Source organism: Nonomuraea zeae (genome assembly GCF_005889725.1).
In the GTDB taxonomy this organism is placed as follows: domain Bacteria; phylum Actinomycetota; class Actinomycetes; order Streptosporangiales; family Streptosporangiaceae; genus Nonomuraea; species Nonomuraea zeae.
Map to the genome: position 1 here is coordinate 16,781 of NZ_VCKX01000074.1, position 19,908 is coordinate 36,688.

21 protein-coding genes are annotated in these 19,908 nt (G+C 73.1%); 9 read left to right on the forward strand and 12 right to left on the reverse strand.

Translation table 11 applies throughout. The features are described 5' to 3' along the window. The first annotated feature begins 61 nt into the window (after positions 1–61). Complete coding sequence (locus ETD85_RS23785; RefSeq protein ID WP_138691983.1) at positions 62–364, forward strand: Dabb family protein; 303 nt, start codon at positions 62–64, stop codon at positions 362–364. Here ETD85_RS23785 and ETD85_RS23790 read toward each other — a convergent pair. The 6 genes from ETD85_RS23790 to ETD85_RS23815 all read right to left on the reverse strand — a co-directional run bounded on the left by ETD85_RS23790 (position 346) and on the right by ETD85_RS23815 (position 7,898). Beyond that, positions 346–1,299 (reverse strand): alpha/beta fold hydrolase, encoded by a 954-nt coding sequence (locus ETD85_RS23790; RefSeq protein WP_206058496.1) that lies wholly within the window; start codon positions 1,297–1,299, stop codon positions 346–348. The genes ETD85_RS23785 and ETD85_RS23790 overlap by 19 nt on opposite strands. A 90-nt stretch (positions 1,300–1,389) precedes the next feature. Further along, the gene (locus ETD85_RS23795; protein ID WP_138691985.1) at positions 1,390–2,793 is read right to left on the reverse strand and encodes an aldehyde dehydrogenase family protein; all 1,404 of its coding nucleotides are present in this window, start codon (positions 2,791–2,793) and stop codon (positions 1,390–1,392) included. Next, positions 2,790–3,929, reverse strand: a complete 1,140-nt coding sequence (locus ETD85_RS23800; protein ID WP_138691986.1) for an FAD-dependent oxidoreductase — start codon at positions 3,927–3,929, stop codon at positions 2,790–2,792. The genes ETD85_RS23795 and ETD85_RS23800 overlap by 4 nt, the downstream gene beginning before the upstream one ends. Continuing rightward, a complete protein-coding gene (locus tag ETD85_RS23805; protein ID WP_138691987.1) occupies positions 3,926–5,329 on the reverse strand; it encodes an aldehyde dehydrogenase family protein in 1,404 nt (467 codons plus the stop codon). The genes ETD85_RS23800 and ETD85_RS23805 overlap by 4 nt, the downstream gene beginning before the upstream one ends. Next, complete coding sequence (locus ETD85_RS23810; RefSeq protein ID WP_138691988.1) at positions 5,326–6,603, reverse strand: acyl-CoA dehydrogenase family protein; 1,278 nt, start codon at positions 6,601–6,603, stop codon at positions 5,326–5,328. Before ETD85_RS23810 ends, ETD85_RS23805 begins: the two co-directional genes overlap by 4 nt. Positions 6,604–6,632: 29 nt before the next feature. Continuing rightward, a complete protein-coding gene (locus tag ETD85_RS23815; RefSeq protein ID WP_170246806.1) occupies positions 6,633–7,898 on the reverse strand; it encodes a flavin reductase in 1,266 nt (421 codons plus the stop codon). Positions 7,899–8,004: 106 nt separating this feature from the next. Here ETD85_RS23815 and ETD85_RS23820 point away from each other — a divergent pair, with 106 nt between their 5' ends. After that, positions 8,005–8,793: an IclR family transcriptional regulator gene (locus tag ETD85_RS23820; RefSeq protein WP_240779356.1), complete on the forward strand. Its 789-nt coding sequence runs from the start codon at positions 8,005–8,007 to the stop codon at positions 8,791–8,793. Positions 8,794–9,026: 233 nt separating this feature from the next. Here the strand turns inward: ETD85_RS23820 and ETD85_RS23825 are convergent, their stop codons facing one another. After that, positions 9,027–9,629: a TetR/AcrR family transcriptional regulator gene (locus ETD85_RS23825; RefSeq protein ID WP_138691990.1), complete on the reverse strand. Its 603-nt coding sequence runs from the start codon at positions 9,627–9,629 to the stop codon at positions 9,027–9,029. A 101-nt stretch (positions 9,630–9,730) separates the two neighbouring features. On the opposite strand from ETD85_RS23825, the gene ETD85_RS23830 reads away from it, so the two are divergent. After that, the gene (locus ETD85_RS23830; protein ID WP_138691991.1) at positions 9,731–10,462 is read left to right on the forward strand and encodes an SDR family NAD(P)-dependent oxidoreductase; all 732 of its coding nucleotides are present in this window, start codon (positions 9,731–9,733) and stop codon (positions 10,460–10,462) included. A 218-nt stretch (positions 10,463–10,680) separates the two neighbouring features. Here ETD85_RS23830 and ETD85_RS23835 read toward each other — a convergent pair whose 3' ends face one another. Then, the gene (locus ETD85_RS23835; RefSeq protein ID WP_138691992.1) at positions 10,681–11,388 is read right to left on the reverse strand and encodes a hypothetical protein; all 708 of its coding nucleotides are present in this window, start codon (positions 11,386–11,388) and stop codon (positions 10,681–10,683) included. Between the two features lie 171 nt (positions 11,389–11,559). Between ETD85_RS23835 and ETD85_RS23840 the strand changes: the two genes are divergently transcribed. Together ETD85_RS23840 and ETD85_RS23845 are read left to right on the forward strand one after the other, a co-directional pair. Further along, complete coding sequence (locus ETD85_RS23840; protein ID WP_138691993.1) at positions 11,560–12,000, forward strand: helix-turn-helix transcriptional regulator; 441 nt, start codon at positions 11,560–11,562, stop codon at positions 11,998–12,000. A 10-nt stretch (positions 12,001–12,010) separates the two neighbouring features. After that, the gene (locus ETD85_RS23845; protein WP_138691994.1) at positions 12,011–12,421 is read left to right on the forward strand and encodes a VOC family protein; all 411 of its coding nucleotides are present in this window, start codon (positions 12,011–12,013) and stop codon (positions 12,419–12,421) included. Positions 12,422–12,727: 306 nt separating this feature from the next. Here the strand turns inward: ETD85_RS23845 and ETD85_RS23850 are convergent, their stop codons facing one another. Continuing rightward, positions 12,728–14,047 (reverse strand): MFS transporter, encoded by a 1,320-nt coding sequence (locus ETD85_RS23850; protein WP_138691995.1) that lies wholly within the window; start codon positions 14,045–14,047, stop codon positions 12,728–12,730. A gap of 52 nt (positions 14,048–14,099) precedes the next feature. Between ETD85_RS23850 and ETD85_RS23855 the strand changes: the two genes are divergently transcribed. Together ETD85_RS23855 and ETD85_RS23860 are read left to right on the forward strand one after the other, a co-directional pair. Further along, positions 14,100–15,122, forward strand: a complete 1,023-nt coding sequence (locus ETD85_RS23855) for a LacI family DNA-binding transcriptional regulator (protein ID WP_138691996.1) — start codon at positions 14,100–14,102, stop codon at positions 15,120–15,122. Between the two features lie 63 nt (positions 15,123–15,185). After that, positions 15,186–15,956 carry a TioE family transcriptional regulator gene (locus tag ETD85_RS23860; protein ID WP_240779357.1) on the forward strand — a complete coding sequence of 257 codons (771 nt, stop codon included), beginning with the start codon at positions 15,186–15,188 and terminating at the stop codon, positions 15,954–15,956. Positions 15,957–15,980: 24 nt separating this feature from the next. On the opposite strand, the gene ETD85_RS23865 is transcribed toward ETD85_RS23860, so the two are convergent. After that, positions 15,981–16,331 (reverse strand): STAS domain-containing protein, encoded by a 351-nt coding sequence (locus tag ETD85_RS23865; protein ID WP_138691998.1) that lies wholly within the window; start codon positions 16,329–16,331, stop codon positions 15,981–15,983. 119 nt (positions 16,332–16,450) lie between these two features. Then, a complete protein-coding gene (locus ETD85_RS23870) occupies positions 16,451–17,020 on the reverse strand; it encodes a DUF5994 family protein (RefSeq protein WP_138691999.1) in 570 nt (189 codons plus the stop codon). 153 nt (positions 17,021–17,173) lie between these two features. Between ETD85_RS23870 and ETD85_RS23875 the strand changes: the two genes are divergently transcribed. Then, complete coding sequence (locus ETD85_RS23875; RefSeq protein WP_138692000.1) at positions 17,174–18,232, forward strand: tyrosine-type recombinase/integrase; 1,059 nt, start codon at positions 17,174–17,176, stop codon at positions 18,230–18,232. Positions 18,233–18,247: 15 nt separating this feature from the next. Here ETD85_RS23875 and ETD85_RS23880 read toward each other — a convergent pair whose 3' ends face one another. Beyond that, a complete protein-coding gene (locus ETD85_RS23880; protein WP_240779358.1) occupies positions 18,248–18,886 on the reverse strand; it encodes a TetR/AcrR family transcriptional regulator in 639 nt (212 codons plus the stop codon). Between the two features lie 49 nt (positions 18,887–18,935). Between ETD85_RS23880 and ETD85_RS23885 the strand changes: the two genes are divergently transcribed. Continuing rightward, positions 18,936–19,886 (forward strand): NADP-dependent oxidoreductase, encoded by a 951-nt coding sequence (locus ETD85_RS23885; protein WP_138692002.1) that lies wholly within the window; start codon positions 18,936–18,938, stop codon positions 19,884–19,886. Positions 19,887–19,908: the final 22 nt, after the last annotated feature.

The following is a 19,908-nucleotide window of genomic DNA, read 5'->3' on the forward strand; positions in this document are numbered from 1 at the left end:
ACACCGTTTCCAACAAGTAGGATCTCGCGAACCACACGTGAATGTCCAGAGGAGGCGGCCCGTGCTGACCCACGTGGTGCTGATGAAGTTCGCCGACCGCGACGACGCGGCCAAGGCCAAGGACCTGCTCGAAGGGCTGAGAGGGCGGGTCGAGCAGATCAGGGAGCTGACGGTCGGCCTGGACGTGGTCGGGTCGCCGGTCTCGTACGACCTGTGCATGACCACCGTGCACGACTCGCCCGAGGGGTTGCGCGGCTACCAGGAGCACCCGGCGCACCTGGAGGCGGCGGCCTGGCTGCGCCCCCGGATAGCCGCGCGCGCGGTCGTCGACTACGAGACCGTCGACTACGAGATCAGCGGCTGAACGGTGCCCGCCGAGCGGAGCCCCTCGTAGTAGGCGCCGCCCGGGTAGAGGCCCGGCGTGACGGATCCGGTGACGAAGTCGGAGGCCCAGCCCGTCGCCAGGGTCTGCAGCGCGGAGACGTTCTTGGCCTGGGGCGTGCCGCAGGCCAGGCGTTCCACGGCGGGCGCGCTCGCGCCCTCGACGTCGATGTGGGATCCGGTGGTCAGCCGCACGCCCAGGAAGGGCCGGGCCAGCCGGTCGACGAGCTCTACGGTGCCGCTCGCGTTGCTGTTGCACAGGTACGGCGGCGAGGAGATCGCCAGGATCGGCAGGCCCGTGGTGGCGAGCGGGCCGAGCGAGCCGCCGAGGTTGTCGCCGATGACGGACTTCACGGGATCGAACAGGACGAGCCCGCGCACCCGGGAGAAGGCGGCCGGATAGCCGGCGTGGAGCTGCTCGGTCACGTACGGCACCGCCTCGCCGCCCGCGGAGTGGCCGGCGAAGACGAGGGCGGAGGGCAGCGCGAGGCCCGCCCGGCCGGCCTTGGTCCTGGCGTCGGCGAAGCTCCGGCCGAGGCCCGCGCCCGGGTCGGCCGAGTTGCCGAACAGGGCGGCCACGTTGCGCAGGAAGTCGGTGTTGTTCCCGAGGTTCTGCAGCGTGCAGCCGTAGATGTGGGCCGAGGGCAGCGTCGGCGCGAACACCAGGAACCCCTGGGCCGCGAAGCGCTGCGCGGTGTCGGCCATGCCGTCGTTGGTCCCGGCGAAGCCGTGCTGTAACCACAGCAGGGCCTTGGGGGTGCCGGAGGGGAAGTACCAGTCGCTGCCCTGGCGGAGCGTGGTGAAGGCGCAGCCGATCTCCACCGTGTTCTCGACTCTGGTCACGGACTGGGCGTGCGCGGGGGTGTGCAGCAGGGCCGGCGTCAGGATCAACGCGGCCAGCAGGCTTCTGATGCCCAAGGTTCCCTCCTCGGAACGCTGTTTCATATAAGGAAACGGCGTTTCCAAACGAAGTCAATGGGTGTCTGACACCGCGCAGCTCAGAGGGGGTCAGAGCTCCGGGTAAGCGCCGGCGGCCATGCCGGATCCGCCCGGGCGGAAGGCCGCGGGGGCGTGCGCGACCGTGGTCTGGACGTACTCCAGGAGGCCTTCCTCGCCGTACTCGCGGCCGTAGCCGCTGCGCTTGACCCCGCCGAAGGGGGCGCGTGGCGACATGCCGGTGCGATTGTGGGTGTTGACGAAGACGAACCCCGCCTCAAGCCGTCCGGCCACGGCGAAGGCGCGCTCCTCGTCGGCCGACCAGACCGACGCGGCCAGGCCGAGCTCGCTCGCGTTGGCCCTGGCCAGGGCCTCCTCCTCGGTGTCGTACTCGAGCAGGGGCACGGCGGGGCCGAACTGTTCCGCGGTGACCAGGGCGGCGCTGTCCGGCAGCCCGGTCACCAGCGCGGGGGTCACGAAATAGCCGGCGCCGAGGTCGCCGGTGGCCCGGCCCAGCGGCACCGCCGTGCCGTCCTGGCCCACCAGCTCCCTGATCCGGTCGGCGGCCTGGGCGGAGATGACGGGGCCCATGCTCACCCCGGCGGTGAGCGGGTCGCCCACCAGCAGGATCCGCTCGGCCGCCGCGACGTAGGCCGCCGCGAACTCCGCGGCCCGGCGGCGGGGGACGTACAGGCGCTTGGCCGCCATGCACACCTGCCCGCTGGTCGCGAACGTGGCCATGACCAGGCGCTCGTAGTCCTCCGGCGTCAGCGCGAAATCGGGCAGCAGCAGGGCGGGATCGTTGCCGCCCAGCTCCATCACCGAGGGCGTGAGCATCGAGCCGGCCGCGGCGCCGATCGCCCGGCCCGCCGCGTCACCGCCGGTGAAGGCGACCTTGCGGACCAGCGGGTGGGTGACGAGCGCCTGCCCGGTCTCCGCGCCGCCGTGCACGATCTCGACGTGGGGCAGCGCCGCGGCGATCTCGCTCACCGTCAGCGGGGCGAGGGGCGACGGCTTGACCACTGCCGTGTTGCCCGCGGCCAGGGCGGGGGCGAGCTTGGTCATGGCCAGGATGACCGGGGCGTTCCATGGGGTCACGCACGCCACGACGCCGTACGGCCTGCGCCGCGTCACCAGCCGGCCCGAGCCGTCCGCGACGTCGGAGACGGCGAGCACCCCGGGCGCGTGCTCGCACACCCACCGCAGGTAGGCCAGCGCGAAGCCGATCTCGCCCCGGCAGTCGGCCAGCGGCTTGCCCGACTCCCTGGCCAGCAGGACGGCCAGCTCGTCAAGCCGGGGGGCGATCGCGGCGGCGCCGTCCCGCAGCGCGGCGATCCGCGCGGCGAGCGGGCCCGCCGCCCAGTCGCGGCGCGCGGCCTCCGCCCGCCTGACCGCCGCGTCCACCCCGGAGGCGCCGGCGACGGGCACGCTGCCGACCAGCTCGGTGATCCGGGCCGGGTTCTCCTTGGCGATCACCCCGTTTCCCGCAGCGAGGAGATCAGGCAGGCCCGCAGCAGGTACGTCCTGGCCGCCCCCGGATCGGCCGCCAGCGCCCGCAGCTCGTCGTGCCGGCCGGAGGCGCGGCCGGGGGAGCGCATCCGCTCCCAGTTCCCGTGGCTGATCGCCTGGACGTGACCGAGCGCCACCTCCCGCCGCCGCGCGGCCACCGCGCCGGGCGGGCTCCCGCTCGCCAGGGCCGTGGCCATCAGGACCGCGTCGTGGATGCCGCTGTTCATGCCGAGCCCGCCGAGCGGGTTGTTCACGTGCGCCGCGTCTCCCGCCAGCAGCACCCGGCCGTCGAGGAAGCGGGCGGCCACCCGCTGGTGGACGCGGTAGAGCGAGGCGTGCGCCACCTCCCAGTCGCGGCCGGGATCGGCGACCGCGCGCAGCCGTCCCGGCAGTGCGGCCAGCTCCTCCTCGTCGGTGGTGCCGTCGGGGGTGGGCAGCAGCACCCGCCAATGGTCGGGGGTACGCAGCAGGACCAGCCACTCCTCCGGATCGAAGACATAGTTGATCGGCGCGATCCCCGGCAGCAGGGCCTCCAGGTCCTCGTGGACGGAGGCGACCAGGAAACGCTCCGGGTAGGTGATGCCCTCGAACGGGATGCCGAGCGAGCGGCGTACCGCGGAGTGGGCCCCGTCGGCGCCGATCAGCCAGTCACCCGTGAAACGCTCGCCGCGCACGGTCGTCGCCAGCACGCCGCCCGCGTGCGGCGAGACGTCCGCGATCTCCTGCCCGAACAGCACCTCGCCGCCGTGCCGCAGGACGCGCTCGTGCAGGATCGGGGTGAGCTTGCTCTGCTCGCACTGCACCCGGAAGGGATAGGGGGTGTCGCCGGACAGCACCCGCAGGTCCAGCGTGGCGATCGGGCCGCCGCGGCGGTCGCGGTACTGGAAGGTCGAGGCGGTCAGGCCGAGCGCCATGAGGTCGTCGAGCACCCCGAGCGCGGCCAGCATCTCCAGCGTCGGCGGATGGAAGGTCGAGGCCCGCGACTCGGCGGCCAGCCCGATCCCGGCCTCCAGCACGGTGACCGGGACGCCGCCGCGCGCCAGCGTGAGCGCCGCGGCCAGCCCCACGGGCCCGGCCCCCGCCACCAGCACGCGCCCGCTCACGGAGCCTCCTGGACACCGACCACCCGCGCCCCGGTGAAGAACAGGATGGTCTCCGCCGTGCCCTCCTCGCCCAGGCCCGACAGCCCCCACGCCGGTCGCGGCGCGAACAGATGCAGGCTCATCACGCTGGAGCCGTTGACCTTCACCTCGCCGGCCCTGATCCGCCGGGCGAGCGCGAGCGCCCGCTCCTCATCGCCACCGACCACATACCCCTCCAGCCCGTACGGTGTCGCGTTGGCCAGCGTCAGCGCCTCCTCCACCGTGTCGTACGGCACGACGGCGGCCACCGGCCCGAAGATCTCGTCGGCCAGGTCGGCCCCGGTGATCAGCGTCGGCGCCAGGAAATTCCCCTTGTCCGGCATGTCGCCATACGTCGTCGCCTGCCCGCCGGCCCCGGCGACCGCGTCCCTGACCCGGCGCAGGTGGGCGGAGTGGACGAGCGGCCCGAACTCCGTCTCGTCCGCGAGCGGATCACCCGCGCGCAGCGCGGCAAGCCGTTCCCCGGTGGCCTCCAGCAGCTCGCCGAGCCGCGCACGCGGCACGACGAGCCGGCCCAGCGCCCGGCACCACTGCCCGTTGAGCGTGGTGAGCAGCTCGGCGGCGGCGCCGGCGGCGGCCCCGGTCCCCGCGTCGGGCATGATGACCAGCGGATTGTTGCCGCCGAGCTCCAGCTGGGCGGGACGCAGGCCCGCCGCGCAGGCCAGGGCCACGGACCTGCCGCCCGCGAGGCCGCCGGTGAACGACACCGCGCGGATCCTGGGGTCCTCGGCGAGCAGCGCGCCGGTGCGCGGACCGCCGTGGACGAGCTGGAAGACGCCCGGCGGCAGCACCTCGTGCAGCACCTCGGCGAGCACCTGGGTGCCGTGCGGGGCGTACTCGCTCACCTTGACGATCACCGGGCAGCCCGCCGCGAGCGCGCTGGCGGCCTTGTGCGCGGCCATCGGCGCGGGCGCGTTCCACGGCACCAGGCAGAGCGCGGGCCCCCAGGGCAGCCGGTGCACCTCGACCGCGTCCCTGACCGACAGGAGCAGCCCCTCGCGCACCTGACCGGCGGCGAGCGCGAACGCCCCGTGGACGATCACGCCCAGGGGGGCGGCCTGCCGGATCGGCACCCCGGTAGCGAACGACTCCAGGCGGACGATCTCCCCGACCCGATCGGCCAGCGCCTGCGCCGCCTCCTCCAGCAACGCGGCGCGGCGCGGCGCAGGGGTGGCGGCCCACGCGGGGGCCACCCGGTCGGCCGCGGCCAGCGCCGCCTCGATGCGCGCTGGAGACGAGCCGAGCGCCCTGCCCCGCGGCTCGCCGGTGGCCGGGTCCTCCAGGTCGAACCCGAGGTCGTCCCCGCAGTCGCCCCACGTCCCGTCGACCAGGTCGCGGGCCGGCGGGATCCCGGGGGTCATGCCCGCTCCGCCACGGCGAACAGCTCGTTCTCCTTGGCCTGGGTGACGAGCTGGGCGGCCTCCAGCCTGCCGCGCTCGGCCGGGAAGGTCATCACCAGGCCCATCGCCAGGTCCCGCAGCGCCCGCCCGACGACGCCGCCCATCATCGCGCCGGACGTGCCCGACGCCTTGAACGCGCTCAGCACCACCTGGAAGCAGGACTCCGTCACCGATCCCTTGCCGAGCCGCCACTGGCGGAACACCTCGTCCTTGGGACGCAGCGGCGGCTGCGAGGTCTCCAGCAGCAGCTGCCTGCGCAGCCACAGGTACGCGGTCTCCAGCTGCACCGTCATGTCCCCGATGAGCTGCTGGTGCACGGGGGAGGAGGCGATCGGCCGCCCGGTGTCGGCGAAGGTCTTCCTGGTGAGCTGCTCGATCACGACATCGAAGACGTTCTGCGCGCAGCCGGTGTAGACGGCGGCGATGGCGAGCTGGTTGCCGACGAAGCTGCCGCGGCTCATCCGGAGCATCCGGGTGAACGCCCCCGGGATGGTCAGCGCCTCCTCCTCCGGGATGAAGACCTCCTCCAGCCGGATGCCGTTGTTGGCGGTGGCGCGCATCCCGAGACCGTCCCACGGCGCGCGGACGGACACGCCCGGGGCCTCGCGCGGCACGAAGAACGTCACGAGCCCGTCGGCGGTGTCGTGCCCTTCGAGCTTGGCCGTGGTCAGGTAGTAGTCGGCCACGCCGGTCGCGCAGCCGAATGACTTCTCGCCGTCGAGCACCCACCCGCCCGCGGTGCGGCGGGCCGTGGTGGCGATGGTGATGTTGGCGCTGGAGCTCTTGACCGACTCGGAGGCGAAGTTGGCCAGCCACACCCCCGAGGCCATCCTGGTGAGCACCTTCTCGGCGAAGGCCCGCACGACCGGGATCTCCTCGTCGGTGAACAGCCCCGCCTCGACGGCCTCCAGGGGGAGCAGCCCGCGCGAGGCGCTGGTGTTGTGGAAGAAATAGGCCAGCGCGGTGGATGGGCAGGCGGTGCCCATCGCGAACGTGGCCGCCGCCAGGTCGCGCAGCGTCCCGCCGAGCCCGCCGTACTCCTGCGGCACCACCAGCCCGAGCAGCCCCGCCTCCCGCAGCAGCGCCACGTGCTCGATGGGGAAGCGGGCCTCCTCGTCGGCCTTGGCGGCGGCGGCGCGCAGCGCGGGAAGCACGGACTCGACGCGCTCCGCCCGGGCGCGTTCGGCCGTGGTCATGTCGTCGACGAGCCGTTCACCCGTCAGCCTGTCGGTCACGTTTGCCCCTTCGGCAGCCTTCAGTGTGCTCAGTTGGTGAATCGATAGGTCCGGCCCGGCAGCACCGAGCCCCAGGAACGCTCCAGCTCGGCCGCGCCGGCGACCAGGGCGGCCCGGTCCACGGCGCTGGCCACCTCCAGCTCCCCGGCCAGGAACAGGACGTCTTCGGCGGGCAGCGCGCCATCCACGCCGCCGAGCGTGGTGTCGAACCGCCACACCCCGCTCTTCATCGCGACCAGCGCGTTGACCAGGCCGATGCCGTGCCGCTCGCGCAGCCCGACGCGGAGCGCGGCTCTCCCCGACACGGCGGCGGCCTCCTGGATGAGGCGCCGGACCCGGAGCGGGGTGGCCGCGGACCCGCCCTCCTCCAGGGCGATCTCGTCACAGCCGAGCGCCGCCAGGCGGGCGACCTTCGCCACGACCCGGTGCTCGCGGCCGGGGGCGAAGGCGTCGGGCACGTTCGCGACCGTCGCCAGCCCGGCCCGCTGCGCCGCCTCCAGGATCGGACCGTGCTCGCCGGCTCCGGCGGTTCGCGTCGCCTCCGGGCTCGGGCCGTGCTCGTCGGCTCGGAACTCCACCACGCCGGCTCCGGCGGCGGCCACGGCCGGGACCTGCTCGGGCCGGGTGATCAGGGCGGAGGCGGTGGCCGGGGAGAGGTCCTCGGGCGGGGGCGCGTCGCCGTACAGGTCGAAGAGCCGCACCCTGGTGCCCGCCGCGCGCAGCATCCGCGCGATCCCGGCCAGGCGCGGGCCGCTGTAGCCCCGGGCACGCAGGACGGCGAGGAGCCCCGTGTCCGCGACGGCGATCCGGTCGGGCAGCGGGTCGGCGAGCTGGCTCCAGGCCCGTGAATGGAACAGCACGGGCGCCACCCGCCGCGGCGTCGCGGCGGCGAGCACCTCGCCGACGAAGATCGTGTGATCACCACCCGGGTACGCGTGCGCGACCCGGCAGTCCAGCCACCCGACGGAGTCCGCCAGCACGGGCGACCCGGTCTGCCCCGCCTGCCAGCGCGCCCCGGAGAACCGGTCCGCGTCCGGCCCGGCGAAGCGCCGGCCGAGCGCCGCCTGGTCCTTGCCGAGGATGCTCACCGCGAACGAGCCGCTCTCCGCCACGAGGTTGTGCGTCCTGGTGCCCCGCGCCAGGCAGACCAGCACCATCGGCGGGTCCAGGCTCACGCTGGAGAAGGCGCTCGCCGTCATGCCGTGCCAGTGGCCGCCGGCCCCGGTGGTCACGATCACCACGCCGCTCGGCCACTGTGCCAGGACCGCGCGAAAGGCCTCGCCGTCAGTCGCCACTGCTCCTCGCTGTTTCAACAGAGGAAACGCTGTAACGCTGAAGGTAACGAACCTGTTCTTTTGTGTCAATGTGACGCTGTTTCCCTCACCGAAATACACTGGGCGTGTGAACGCTCAAGTCGAGATCGAGAACCAGAGCAGGTCCATCGCCTCGGTGGAGCGGGCGATGGACGTGTTGCTCCTGTTCGGCCGCAGCAGCCGCGCCGACCTGGGCGTCACCGAGATCGCCACGGAGCTGGACCTGACGAAGGCGGCCGTCCACCGCATCCTCACGGCACTGCGCAGCCGCGAGCTGATCGCGCTCGACCCCGTCACCAGGCGCTACTCCCTCGGGCACGCCGCCATCGCGCTCGGCCGCGCCTACATGGCCCGCACCGACCTGCGCGCCATGGCGGGCTCCGAGCTGCGCCGCCTGTCCGTGAGCACGGCGGAGACGGCCACCCTGTCCGTACGGCGCGGCGACACGCGCCTCTACGTGGACCAGGTCGTGCCCGCCCAGGAGCTGCGCATGGAGGTCTCGCTCGGCATCCCCTACCCGTTGCACGCGGGCAGCTCCTCCAAGGCGATCCTCGCGTTCCTCCGGGAGGAGGAGATCGAGGGCTACATGGTCAGGCACCAGCTCGAGGCCCTCACCTCCAAGACCATCACCGACCCTGACAAGCTGCGCGCCGAGCTGGCGTCCATCAGGCGCCGGGGCTACGCCACCTCGCTGGGCGAGCGCCAGGAGGGCGCGGCCTCCGTGGCCGCGCCGATCTTCGACCACGACGGCCTGGTGATCGCGGCCCTGAGCGTCGCCGGGCCCGGCGCCCGTTTCAAACCGCACCTGCAGGAAGCGGCCCAGCCACTCCTCGAATCGGCCGCCCGCCTGTCCGCCCAACTCGGCCACCACCCGTAGCCGCCGCTCATCTGCCGGCTCAGGTGGGCCCATCGCCTGTAGCCACCGCTCGCCCGTCTGCCCGGCTCGGTCGCCAGTCGTGGTCACCGCTCAGCATGGACGAGCCGGATGGCCGCGTCGCGGAGATCCCCCAGCAGCACCACCGGGCCGGGGCCGGGTCGGGGTCGGGTCGGTGCGGGCGGTGCGCAGGTTCAAGCCCCGTTCCCGAAGCCGGTCACACCTCCGGCCCGTGCCTAGCGGGCCGGCTCCTCCGGGAGGGGATGGGCCGCTTCGGCGCGCAGGCCGTCGAGGCAGAAGGACAGGTGGCGGCGCCACGTGCCCGGAGCGGTCTCCATGGACTCCCTGATGACCTGGGACATCGCCCAGACCAGCGTGACCAGGTCCTGGGGCCCGAAGTCGGGGCGTAGCCGACCGCCGGCCTTGGCCCGCTCGATGATGCGTTCGGCGTCGAGAAAGCCCCGGTGACACGCCTGGCTCACGTCGGTGGTCAGGGAGAAGCTCTGGGCCAGCGCGTCGTTGAGGCTGTGGTCCTCCGCCTGCAGGGTGAAGAGCCCTTCGAGGAAGCCGGTGAATCCGGCCCAGGGGTCGGGGTCGGCGAGGGCCGCCGCGGTGATCTCGTTCAGGGCGGCCAGCCGCTGGGGGAGGATCGCGCCGAGGAGCGCCTCGCGGGTGGGGAAGTGGTTGTAGAGGGTGCCGATGCTGACCCCGGCACGGCGGGCGATGTGCTCCAGCGGCGCGTCGAGGCCGCGCTCGGCGAGGACCTGGGTGGCCGCGACCAGCAGTTTGTCGCGGTTACGTGCGGCATCCGACCGCAGCGGTTTCGTTTCGGCTGCCATGCCTCTCATCATACGAAGTCGAGGGCTCCCTCAGTTTCATGGTACGGTCACGACAGAAGTTGAGGTAACCCTCGATTTAGCTGTCGTCGAAAGGCACTGTCATGTCCTCAGCAGCACGCAAGACCGCCGTCGTCATCGGTGCCGGGCCCGGGCTCGGCATGTCCGTCGCGCACCGGTTCGGGGGTGAGGGGTACGCCGTGGCGCTGATCTCCCGTACGGATGCCCGGCATGCCGGATATGTGGCGTCGCTGGCCGAGGCGGGGATCGAGGCCGCGGCCTTCGCCGCCGACGTACGCGACCGTGACCGGGTGCTCTCCGCGCTGGACGCGATCGCCGAGCGGTTCGGGACGATCGACGTCCTCTATTACGGTCCGGGGGCCGCCGACCTGGACGCCCCGCGCCGGTCGATCACCGAGACCACCTCTGCGGACGCCCGGGAGGCGATGGACGTGCTCTACCCGGCGATCGACGTGGTCGGCAAGGTGCTGCCCGGCATGGTGGAGAGAGGGGAGGGCGGGTTGCTGTTCGCCGGCGGGCTGAGCGCCGTCATGCCGATGCCCGCACTCGGCAGCCTGGCGCTCTCCTCGGCGGCGCTGCGCAACTACGCCCTGACGCTCAACGCGGCGCTGGCCGGGCAGGGCGTCTACGCCGGGAGCCTGATCATCGGTGGACTGGTCGAGCGAGGAGACATCTACCAGCTGGTGACCTCGCAGCCCGAGCGGTTCGGGGACGTGGGAAGCAGGTCCCTCGACCCGGACGCGATCGCCGACGCCGCCTGGGACCTGTACGCCAAGCGCGACCGCCCCGAGGCCACGTTCAGCGCCTTCGCCTGAGGGCTCGGCACCCAGTCACCCGCGGGACAACGGCAGCAGCCGGTCGACCGGCCCCCGCCCCATGTCCCGCTGCTCCACGTCCGCTGCTCCACGTCCGCTGCCCGATGTCCGCCGCTCCGCGCCCGCCGCCCCACCTCCGCCGATCCACGTCCGCCGATCGACGGAGACGCATGCCGGCGCTCGGGCGCGATCTCCCGCTGGCTCGTTCCGGCCGCTCGCTACAGCGTCGCCCCCGGTTTGAGCACCCCCAGCACGGCCGCGGCCAGCACGCTGCCCCAGATCGTCCAGACGTACGGCAGGCAGCCGTTCACGGAGCCGCGCAGCATACGCTCCACCTCCGGGGTGGAGCCTGACGCGCCGAGCGCGCCGAAGGCCGGGCCGAAGGCGCGCAGCTTGAGCCGGATGCCCAGCCCCGCCGCGATGGCCAGGGCGTACAGCGCCAGCTTGGCGCCCAGCCAGCGCGGGTTGGTCTCGACGCCGAAGGGACGATCGGCGAGGAGCGTGTAGAGCGCGGAGCCGGCGATCACGGCGATCAGGGTCAGCCTGATCGCCCAGTCGGCCCGCCGCACCAGCGGGAACCGGCCGTGGGTGCGGTGGTCGGCCACCGTCAGCGCCAGCCAGCCGAGCGCGAACGCCCACACCAGCAGCACCGACCAGAGCGGGAACAACTGCACGCCGAACAGCGCGGCCCCGTGCGGCTCCAGCGCCATCAGCGTGACCCCGCTGGGCAGGAAGAGCACCAGGCAGATCTTCGGCGCGAGATCGAGGCCGCTCATGATCCGCAACGCGGTGGTCCGCGCCTGCGGGCTCAAGGCCGGATCCAGCACGTACCTGCTGGAGTAGAACACGCCCAGATCGCCGCCGAGCCAGAAGACGAACAGCACCAGATGAAGGACGATCCACCAGCCGTTCGGATGAGATCCCATGTACGTCCTTCCACGATGACGATCTTTCCGGCTTAGCGGAAACGACGTTACACGCACCGAAACGACCAGAGCCAGAGTCTCCTGCGGCACCCGTCATTGCGGCCCGCCGCCTTGATCCACGTTCATGCAGGTAGAAGGCTGTTTCGTGGGGTTTGTGGTAGCGTCGGCCCCATGACTCCGGAAGAGCTCGCCAACCTCGCGCACCTGCGCCGAGCGCGAGATCTGATCGACCGGGAGTACGCTCGGCCGCTCGACGTGCCGACGATGGCCCGCCGCGCGCTCATGTCGCCGGCGCACTTCTCACGACGGTTCCGGGCGGCCTACGGCGAGACGCCGTACGGCTATCTCATGACCCGCCGGATCGAGCGGGCGATGGCCCTTTTGCGCGGGGGCATGAGCGTGACCGACGCGTGCATGGCGGTCGGCTGTACCTCGCTAGGCTCGTTCAGCTCGCGGTTCACCGAGCTCGTGGGGGAGACGCCGAGCGCGTACCGCCGCCGGGAGCACCGTGCCGTGGCGGCGATGCCCGCGTGCGTGGCGAAGGCGTGCACCCGCCCGCTGCGAAACTCGCCGAGCAGGATACGAGAAGCGGACAGCTCCGCCGCCGCCTAACGTTGGCGACATGAGCATCGCACTCCAGTACTGCCACATCACCGTCAACGACCTGGACGAATCCCTCGCCTTCTACTGCGACGGGCTCGGCCTCGAAATGCGCAATGACGTCGCGTCCGGCGGGTTCCGCTGGGTCACGCTCGGGAGCCCGACCCAGCCGGGCCTTGAGCTCGTGCTCTCGGAGCCGCACGCCGGCCGTTCCCAGGCCGACGGAGACGCCCTGCAAGAGCTGCTCACCAAGGGTGTCCTGCCGATGCTCGTCTTCAGCACCGACGACGTCGACGCGACCTTCGAGCGGGTACGGGCCGCCGGCGGCGAGGTCCTGCAGGAGCCTATCGACCAGCCCTGGGGGCCGCGCGACTGCGCCTACCGCGACCCCTCGGGGAACATGATCCGGATCCAGCAGCAGGTCAAGGCGTAGCGGCCCGGCCATCGGAATCACCTCAGGGAGGACTCGGCCCCGCCTGGTCGGCCGTCGGAGGCGGCTCCCCGCTTGCGAGCGAGCTGAGCGGCGGCGAGCACCGGCCACGACCGCGCGGTCACCACGGCCTCGTGGGCGGCAATGCCTGGGCCGGGCATCTGGTCAGCCTTCGAGCCCGGCATCAGGCAGGAACGGCACCCGCCAGGGAAGCCGGCACCCGTCAGGGGAAGCCGGCACAGGTCAGGGGAAGCCGGCACAGGTCAGGGGAAGCTGGTACACGGAGAAGCCGGCACGCGGCAGGCGATGTCACGGCCTGCGGACCCGCGGCCGGACGCCGCGCCCCGCCTCCGGCGTCTCGCCGCCAGGGCGGGAGGTCCGGGCCCGCTTGAGCGCCGCCAGCCCCGGGATCGTCACCAGAAGCACGGCGGTCAGCACCGCGATGCCGAGAAACGCCCGCTGCACACCGGCGGCATCGGCGAGCAGGCCGAAGTACGCGGGGCCGGCGAGGTAGCCGAGGTAGGCGACCGTGGAGATGGCGGACGTGGCCCGTCCCCGTGACTCGTCGGGGACCGGTCGGAGGCCGTAGGACAGCAGGGTGGGAAAGAGCACCGACGTGCCTGCGGCGGCGGCGACGATGCCCGCCAGCGCGAGCGGCAACGTGGGTGCCAGTGCCGTCAGGACGCCGCCGGCCGTGGCGATCACGCTGCCGCCGGCCAGCGTGGCGATCGGGTGGCGCATCGTGAGCGCGGCGCCGGCGAGGCGGGCCAGCGCGGCTGTCGTGGCGAACGCGGCCGGCGCGAGGGCGGCCAGCGGAGGCGCGGCGGTGAACGCGTCGGTCAGCAGGACGGCACTCCAGGACTGGAAGGCGTTCTCCGACGCGAACGCCAGCGCGCCGACCGCGCCGATCACGAGCAGGACGACCCGCCACGACAAATGACCGGCCTGCGCCGGCGCGTCCCTGCCCCCAGGCGTGGCGGCGCGCTGGGCGGAGGCCGAGCGCGTCGCGGCGACGACGGCCAGGCCGAGGGCCACGGTGATCACGGCGCCCGCGGCGAAGCTAGCGCGCAGGCCGCCCGTCATCCCGGCGAGCGCGCCGGCGCCCACGCTGCTGGTCATCCCGGCGAGCACGCCGGCGCCTGCGCTGCCCATCATCCCGGTGAGCACGCCGGCGCCCAGGCTGGAGGCCGCGACCATGGCGGAGAACGCGGCGTGCGAGCGCGCCACGACCGGCCGTCCGGTCCGCTTCTCGACCGTCGCCGCCAGCGTGTTGATCGCCACATCGGCCGCGCCCGAGGCGGCGCCCACCAGGAGCATTCCGGCGCACAACGCCGCGTAGTCTGCCGAGGCGGACACCACGACGCCCATGACGCCCAGCAGTGCGAGCAGCGCGCCGGCGACCCGCAGCCCGAGCGCGTCGACCAGCCGCCCGGTCAGCAGCATGGCGGGCAGGGCTCCGGCCGCCACGAAGAGCAGCGCGACGCCGAACTCGGCATCGCTCACCCCTGCCTGGGCCCGCAGCAGGGGGAGGGTGGCACCCCACACTCCCCAGAAGGCGCCGAATCCGGCGAAACCGAGAAAAGGCGCCGCACGAAGCATCCCGGCGGGGCGGGCGATCACTGTCGACATTTGTGTAACGCTACACAACTAGGATGGTCCCGTGCCAACCAGCCGTAGACGCGTGACGCTGAAGGATGTGGCGGCCCGTGCGGGAGTGTCGCCCATGACCGCCTCCTACGCCTTCACCCGGCCCGCGCGGGTCGCGGCCGCCACCCGTGATCGCGTGCACCGCGCGGCCGGCGAGCTGGGCTATCGCCCCGACGCCGTGGGCCGCGCGCTGAAATCCGGCCGTACGCGTCAGCTCGGGGTGGTTTTCAGCGAGCACCTGGCCTATGCCTTCGACGATCCCCAGGCGGCACAGTTCCTGGCCGGGGTCGCGGAGGTCTGCGTCGAGGAAGGCCAGGGCCTCACGTTCATCCCCACGCGAGGCGACGGCGACGACGCCGATCGCGTGCTGTCCGCGGCGGCCGACGGCTTCGTGCTGTGGACCACCGCGGACGACGATCCGGTGCTGGCGGCGGTCGCCGGCGACCCCCGCCCCGCGGCCATCCAGGGCGGCCCGTCACGCAAGGGGATCGCGTGCGTCACCCAGGACGACTACGGGGCCGCCCGCGCGATCGCCGCCCACGGGCTCCGTGACGGCCGGACACCCGTAGTGATCTCTTTCCCGCTCGACCGCAACCGCGAGCAGATGGTGACGATCGGCGCGGATCTGCCGTCGCGGGTGCCGTTTCCGGTCACCGACGCCCGTCTGCGCGGCTACCGTGCCGCCATCGAAGAGGCCGGGCTCAGCTGGGCGAGCACGCCGGTCGCCGTCGTGGCGCGCAACACCCGGCGGGACGGCGTCGAGGCGGCGCGAGAGCTCGCCGCCCGGCTCGCTCCCGATGCGCTCGTCATCGCCATGAGCGACGAACTCGCCCTGGGCGCCCACCAGGCCCTCCGGGAGACCCGTCCGGAGGCCGCCTACCTCGGCTGGGACGCCTCACCGGCCGGTCAGGGGCTCGGCATCACGTCCGTCACGAACCCGCTGCGGGACCAGGGCCGCCGCTGCGCGCAACTGGCGCTCAACCCCGACCGGCCGACCGGCGGGGAGATCCCGTGGAGCATCGCCTCCGGCTCCGCGCCCGCCGTCGAGAGCCGATGACCTCTACCGTATCCTTGACCGGCCGGTATGAACTTGCCAGGTAGGACACAGGAGGAACGGGGCGTGAACCTTCAAATCCAGGGTGAGTGTTACCGTCCTGTTCACCTCGCCAGGGAGCACGGGATCTCCACCCAGGCGGTACGCAACTACGAGCGCGACGGCATGCTCCCGCCCGCCGGACGCACGCCCAGCGGCTACCGCACCTACTCGGCCGTCCACGTTCACGCCCTGCGGGCCTACCTCGCCCTCATCCCCGCACACGGCTACGCGACCAGCGGGCAGATCATGCACGCGGCCAACCGCGGCGACCTCGACACCGCACTCCTCGCGATCGACCGCAGCCATGCCCAGCTGCTCCGCGACCGCGAAACGCTCGACGCCGTCGAAGCCACCGTCGACGCGCTCACCCACCCCCCGGCCGCCGACCCGCCGGACCGCCCCATCTCGATCGGACATCTCGCCCACCGGCTCGGCATCTCGCCGGCGACCCTCCGGAAATGGGAGCGCACCGGGATCCTGCTGCCTGCGCGCGACCCGCGTACCAAGCAGCGCCAGTACACCGCGACGGAGGTCCGTGATGCCCAGCTCGCCCACATGCTCAGGCGTGGCGGCTACCCCCTGGAGCACATCGCCACGGTGATGCACGAGGTCCGCAGCGCCGGCGGCCCCGAGCCGCTGGCCCTCTCACTGCACGACTGGCGACGGCGTCTCGCCGACCGCGGGCGAGCCATGCTCACCGCCGCCGGAAAGCTCGCCGACTATCTCCAGGTGCTGGACGACACGCGAGACGGCGACGGCCGGCTCGCTCCGAAGAGAGCAAGCCTGCCCCGGTGACGTGGCGGGTGGCCGGAACGCCGGTCACGCCACGATCGGGAAGCGGTGGTCCAGGCCGCTGATGCGCAGCAGCCGGGTCATGTGCGGGGGAAGGCTGGTCAGGGCCAGCGTGATGCCCAGGGCCTTGGCCCGTGATTGCACGCCGATCAGCACTCCCAGCCCGCCGGAGCCGCAGAAGGTGACGCGGGACAGGTCCAGGACGAGCAGGCCGGTGCTGGCGGTCAGGGTGTTGATCAGCCGCCGGCGCAACCGCGCCGTGGTGAAGATGTCGACGTCCCCCGACAGGTGCACGACGGTTCGTGCCGCGGTGGTCGCCCTGCCGGGCGGGACGGTGGTGGTCGCCTCGCCCGATGGGACGGTGTTGACGACACTCATAGAAGGTCTCCTCACTGGAGAAGCTGAAACGGGATGGGATGCCTGCCGGCCGGAGAGCGGCTCGCCGCCATAACGGGCGATGCCTGAGCCGCTCAATCCGGCCGGCAGGCGGCACGTGGTCATGCCCGAGCCGACGGCGGTCTGATGGACGAGGTTGCCTCCTGCCCGGTGACCGGCCCTGGGCTGCCGGCCGTCGCCGCGCGGGCTGCGGGGTCTGGCGGCAGGCTCGCCAGGGTGAGGATGTCGTCGGTGGTCAGGCCGGCGAGGTCCTGGGCGGCGAGCCGGAGCGTGGCCTCGGCGGCGCCGGCGGCGGTGCCCGGCGGGACGATCAGCAGGACGACGGGCTCGCCGGTGGTGGGGATGAGAGTGATCACATGCGGATCCCCGTGGCGGAACCAGCCGACGCGGACATTGCGGCCCTGTGCGGGGATGCGGCGTGGGATGTGCTCCCAGGCGTCCCGGTGGACGCCGACCCGCAGCGTGGTACGGCCCAGCCGCTCGTCCACGGCGGTGATGAGCCCGGCCAGTTCGGCGGACGCGTCGGAAGAGCCGGGCCACCAGGCGCCGTCCACCACGGCCCGCCGGTCCAGCGCCGGGTCGAGAACAAGCCGGAGCGCGGAGCCGGCCGGAGTGACTGCGGATGAGACGGGGTTGAGTGTGGAGCGCTGAGAAACGAGCGTCGGCGTCATCGCCGCCTGACCTGTCCGGGCCCTTCGGAGAGGACCGGTGGTGGTTCGCCGGGGGCGACGCAGACCCGAATGCCAACGCTCGAGAAGTCCTCGGTGTCTTCACCCTACCCCAAGACTTCCGGAATTGCTCAATTCCGGAAGTAGACTGGTGGAGTGACTTCCGGAAACGCGCCCTCAGAGTCCAGGGAATCGGCCGGAGCGGCTTCCGGAGACAAGCGCCGGTCGCGGGCCGTCCCACTGCCCGCCTCGCACGCCGCTGTCCTGGCCGACTACTCCGCCGTGCTCGAGCACGCTCCGCTGGCCGACTCCACCAAGGCCAAGTACGTCTCCCGGCTGCGCGGTTACCTGGCCTGGCTGGCCGGCCGGGCAGCCGCCGGCGCGCTGGACGGCGACCCGCTCGCCGACCAGGCCGCGGCCACCGGCGCGGTCGGCGACTTCCGCCGTCACCTCAAGGACGACCGCCGCGCCCCCAACACCATCGACACCTACCTGTCGGCCCTGGACGACTTCTACGCCCGCCGCGGCCTCGGCAAGCCCCAGGCCGATCGCGAGCGCGACGCCCGCCCCGCGGCCCCGTACGCCCTGGACGCGCGCAGCGCCCGCCGCTACGTCCGGCACGTCCAGCGCACCGCGCCCGCGCGGGACAAGGCCGTCGCCCTGCTGCCCTACTTCGCCGGGCTGCGCATCTCCGAGGTCGTCGGCCTCGACCTGTCCGACGTACGCCTCCCGCCCCGCGAGGGTGAGCAGGGCCGCGAGGGTGAGCAGGGCCGCGAGGGTGAGCAGCCCCAGGACGGGGAGCTGCGCATCCGTGGTCAGGGCCGCGACGCCGGCAAGGTGCGGCTGCTGCCCGTCCACCCGGACCTGTGCCAGGCCCTGACCGAATGGCTGCGGACCCGCGCCGGCTGGAAGGGGGCGAGCACCCAGACCGCGGTGTTCCTCAACCACCGCGGCGGCCGACTGAGCGACCGCGCCGCCCGCGACATCATCACCGGTCTCGGCGACGCCATCGGCCTGGGCGACGACCCGGCCGAGCCGTTCAGCCCGCACGTCCTGCGCCACACCTTCGCCACCCAGCTCATCCGCGACGGCAAGGACCCCATCCTGGTCGCTGAGCTGCTCGGGCACGGCTCGCTCGACACCACCCGCCGCTACGCCCTGCCCGCCGAAACCGACAAGCAGGCCGCCCTGGACGCCCTCATCACCGACCGTTAGAGACGCCGCGGCCCATCATCCGGCCGAACGGCGGGCGGACAGCGGCAGCCGGACGGCCGGCGGGAGCGGCGCAGCGACGGGGTTCGCCCGGAACGACTGGATCATCAAGGCGGCGAAGCGCCGTGAGGCCGCGACTCTCATCCCGGGTGACTCGGCGCGGATGCCCTCGTTCGCCATCAGCGCCACGACGAGGTCCTCCAGGACGAAATCCGCCCGCAGCTCACCCGTCCTCCTCGCCCGCCGGATGAGCTCGAGCAGCAGGCGCAGCGTCCGGTCGCGATCCGCGGTGAAGTAGTCGGCCGCCGCGGGAAGCCGCGAGGTGAACGCGCGTGAGAACCCCCGGTCGAGGGCGTGCACCTCCATGAGCTTCTCGATCACCAGGCAGAACCCGCGCCACGGGTCGGCCGCCTTCAGCCCCTCCTCGACGACCGCCGAGCAGGTGGCCATCGGCTCGGCGAAAGCCTCGGCGAACAGCGCTTCCTTGGTCGGGAAGTGCCGGTAGACGGTCGCGACGCCCACCTGCGCGCGCCGGGCGATCTCCCGGATCGGCACGTCGAGGCCCTCGGCGGCGAAGGCCGCGCGGGCGACCGCGAGGATGCGCACGCGGTTGTCACGGGCGTCCGAGCGGAGCTTCGTTATCACTTGGGCCGTCACCGCTCTCACTTTAATCAAACGGACGGGGTGTTCCGTTACGGTGCGGCGCATGAGAGCTGTTCAGTTTTCCGAGTACGGCCCGCCCGGCGTGGTGCATGTCGCCGAGGTCGAGGAGCCGCACGCCGGACCGGGGAAGATCCGCATCGCCGTCCGGGCGTCCGGGTTCTCGACGGGGGAGACCTACATCCGTTCCGGGATGCTGCGTGACGTGGTGCCCACGACGTTCCCGTACCGGACCGGGTTCGACGCCGCGGGCGTGGTGGACGAGGTCGGCGACGGCGTGACGGGCGTCCGGCCCGGCGACGAGGTGTTCGGCATGACCGCCCCGGCGGCGCGCGGCGCCAACGCCGACTACGCGGTCCTGGCCGCCTGGGCGCCCAAACCGGCCGCGTGGAGCTGGGCGGAAGCGGGCGGCGCCGCCGGCAGCGTCGAGACGGCCACCCGGGTCCTCGACCGGCTCGCGGTCGGCGCCGGGCACACTGTCCTGGTGCAGGGCGCGGCCGGTGCGGTGGGCACCGTCGCCGTCCAGCTGGCGGTCGCCCGCGGCGCCACCGTCATCGGCACGGCCGGCGAGCACAACCACGACTTCCTGCGTTCCCTCGGCGCGGAGCCGACGACGTACGGGACGGGGCTGGTCGAACGGGTCCGCGCGCTGGCACCGGACGGGGTGGACGCGGTGTTCGACTGCGCCGGAGGAGCCCTGCCCGACCTGATCGCCGTCGCAGGGGACAAGGCGCGGGTCGTGACGATCGCCGACTTCGCCGCGGCGGCCCACGGCGTACACATGTCGCACGGCGCGCCGGCCGACGAGACGGGCGCGGCCGTCGGGGCCGCCGCCGACCCGCTGGCGCTGCACGGCCTCGGCATCGCGATCGACCTCGCCGCGCAGGGGCGGCTGCGGGTGCCGGTCGCGGCGGCGTTCCCGCTGGCCGAGGCCGCGGCCGCGCACGAGCTGAGCGAGAGCCGCCGCGCTCGCGGCAGGATCGTGCTGGTGAACTGATCCGGCGCCCGCGGCCGGTCAC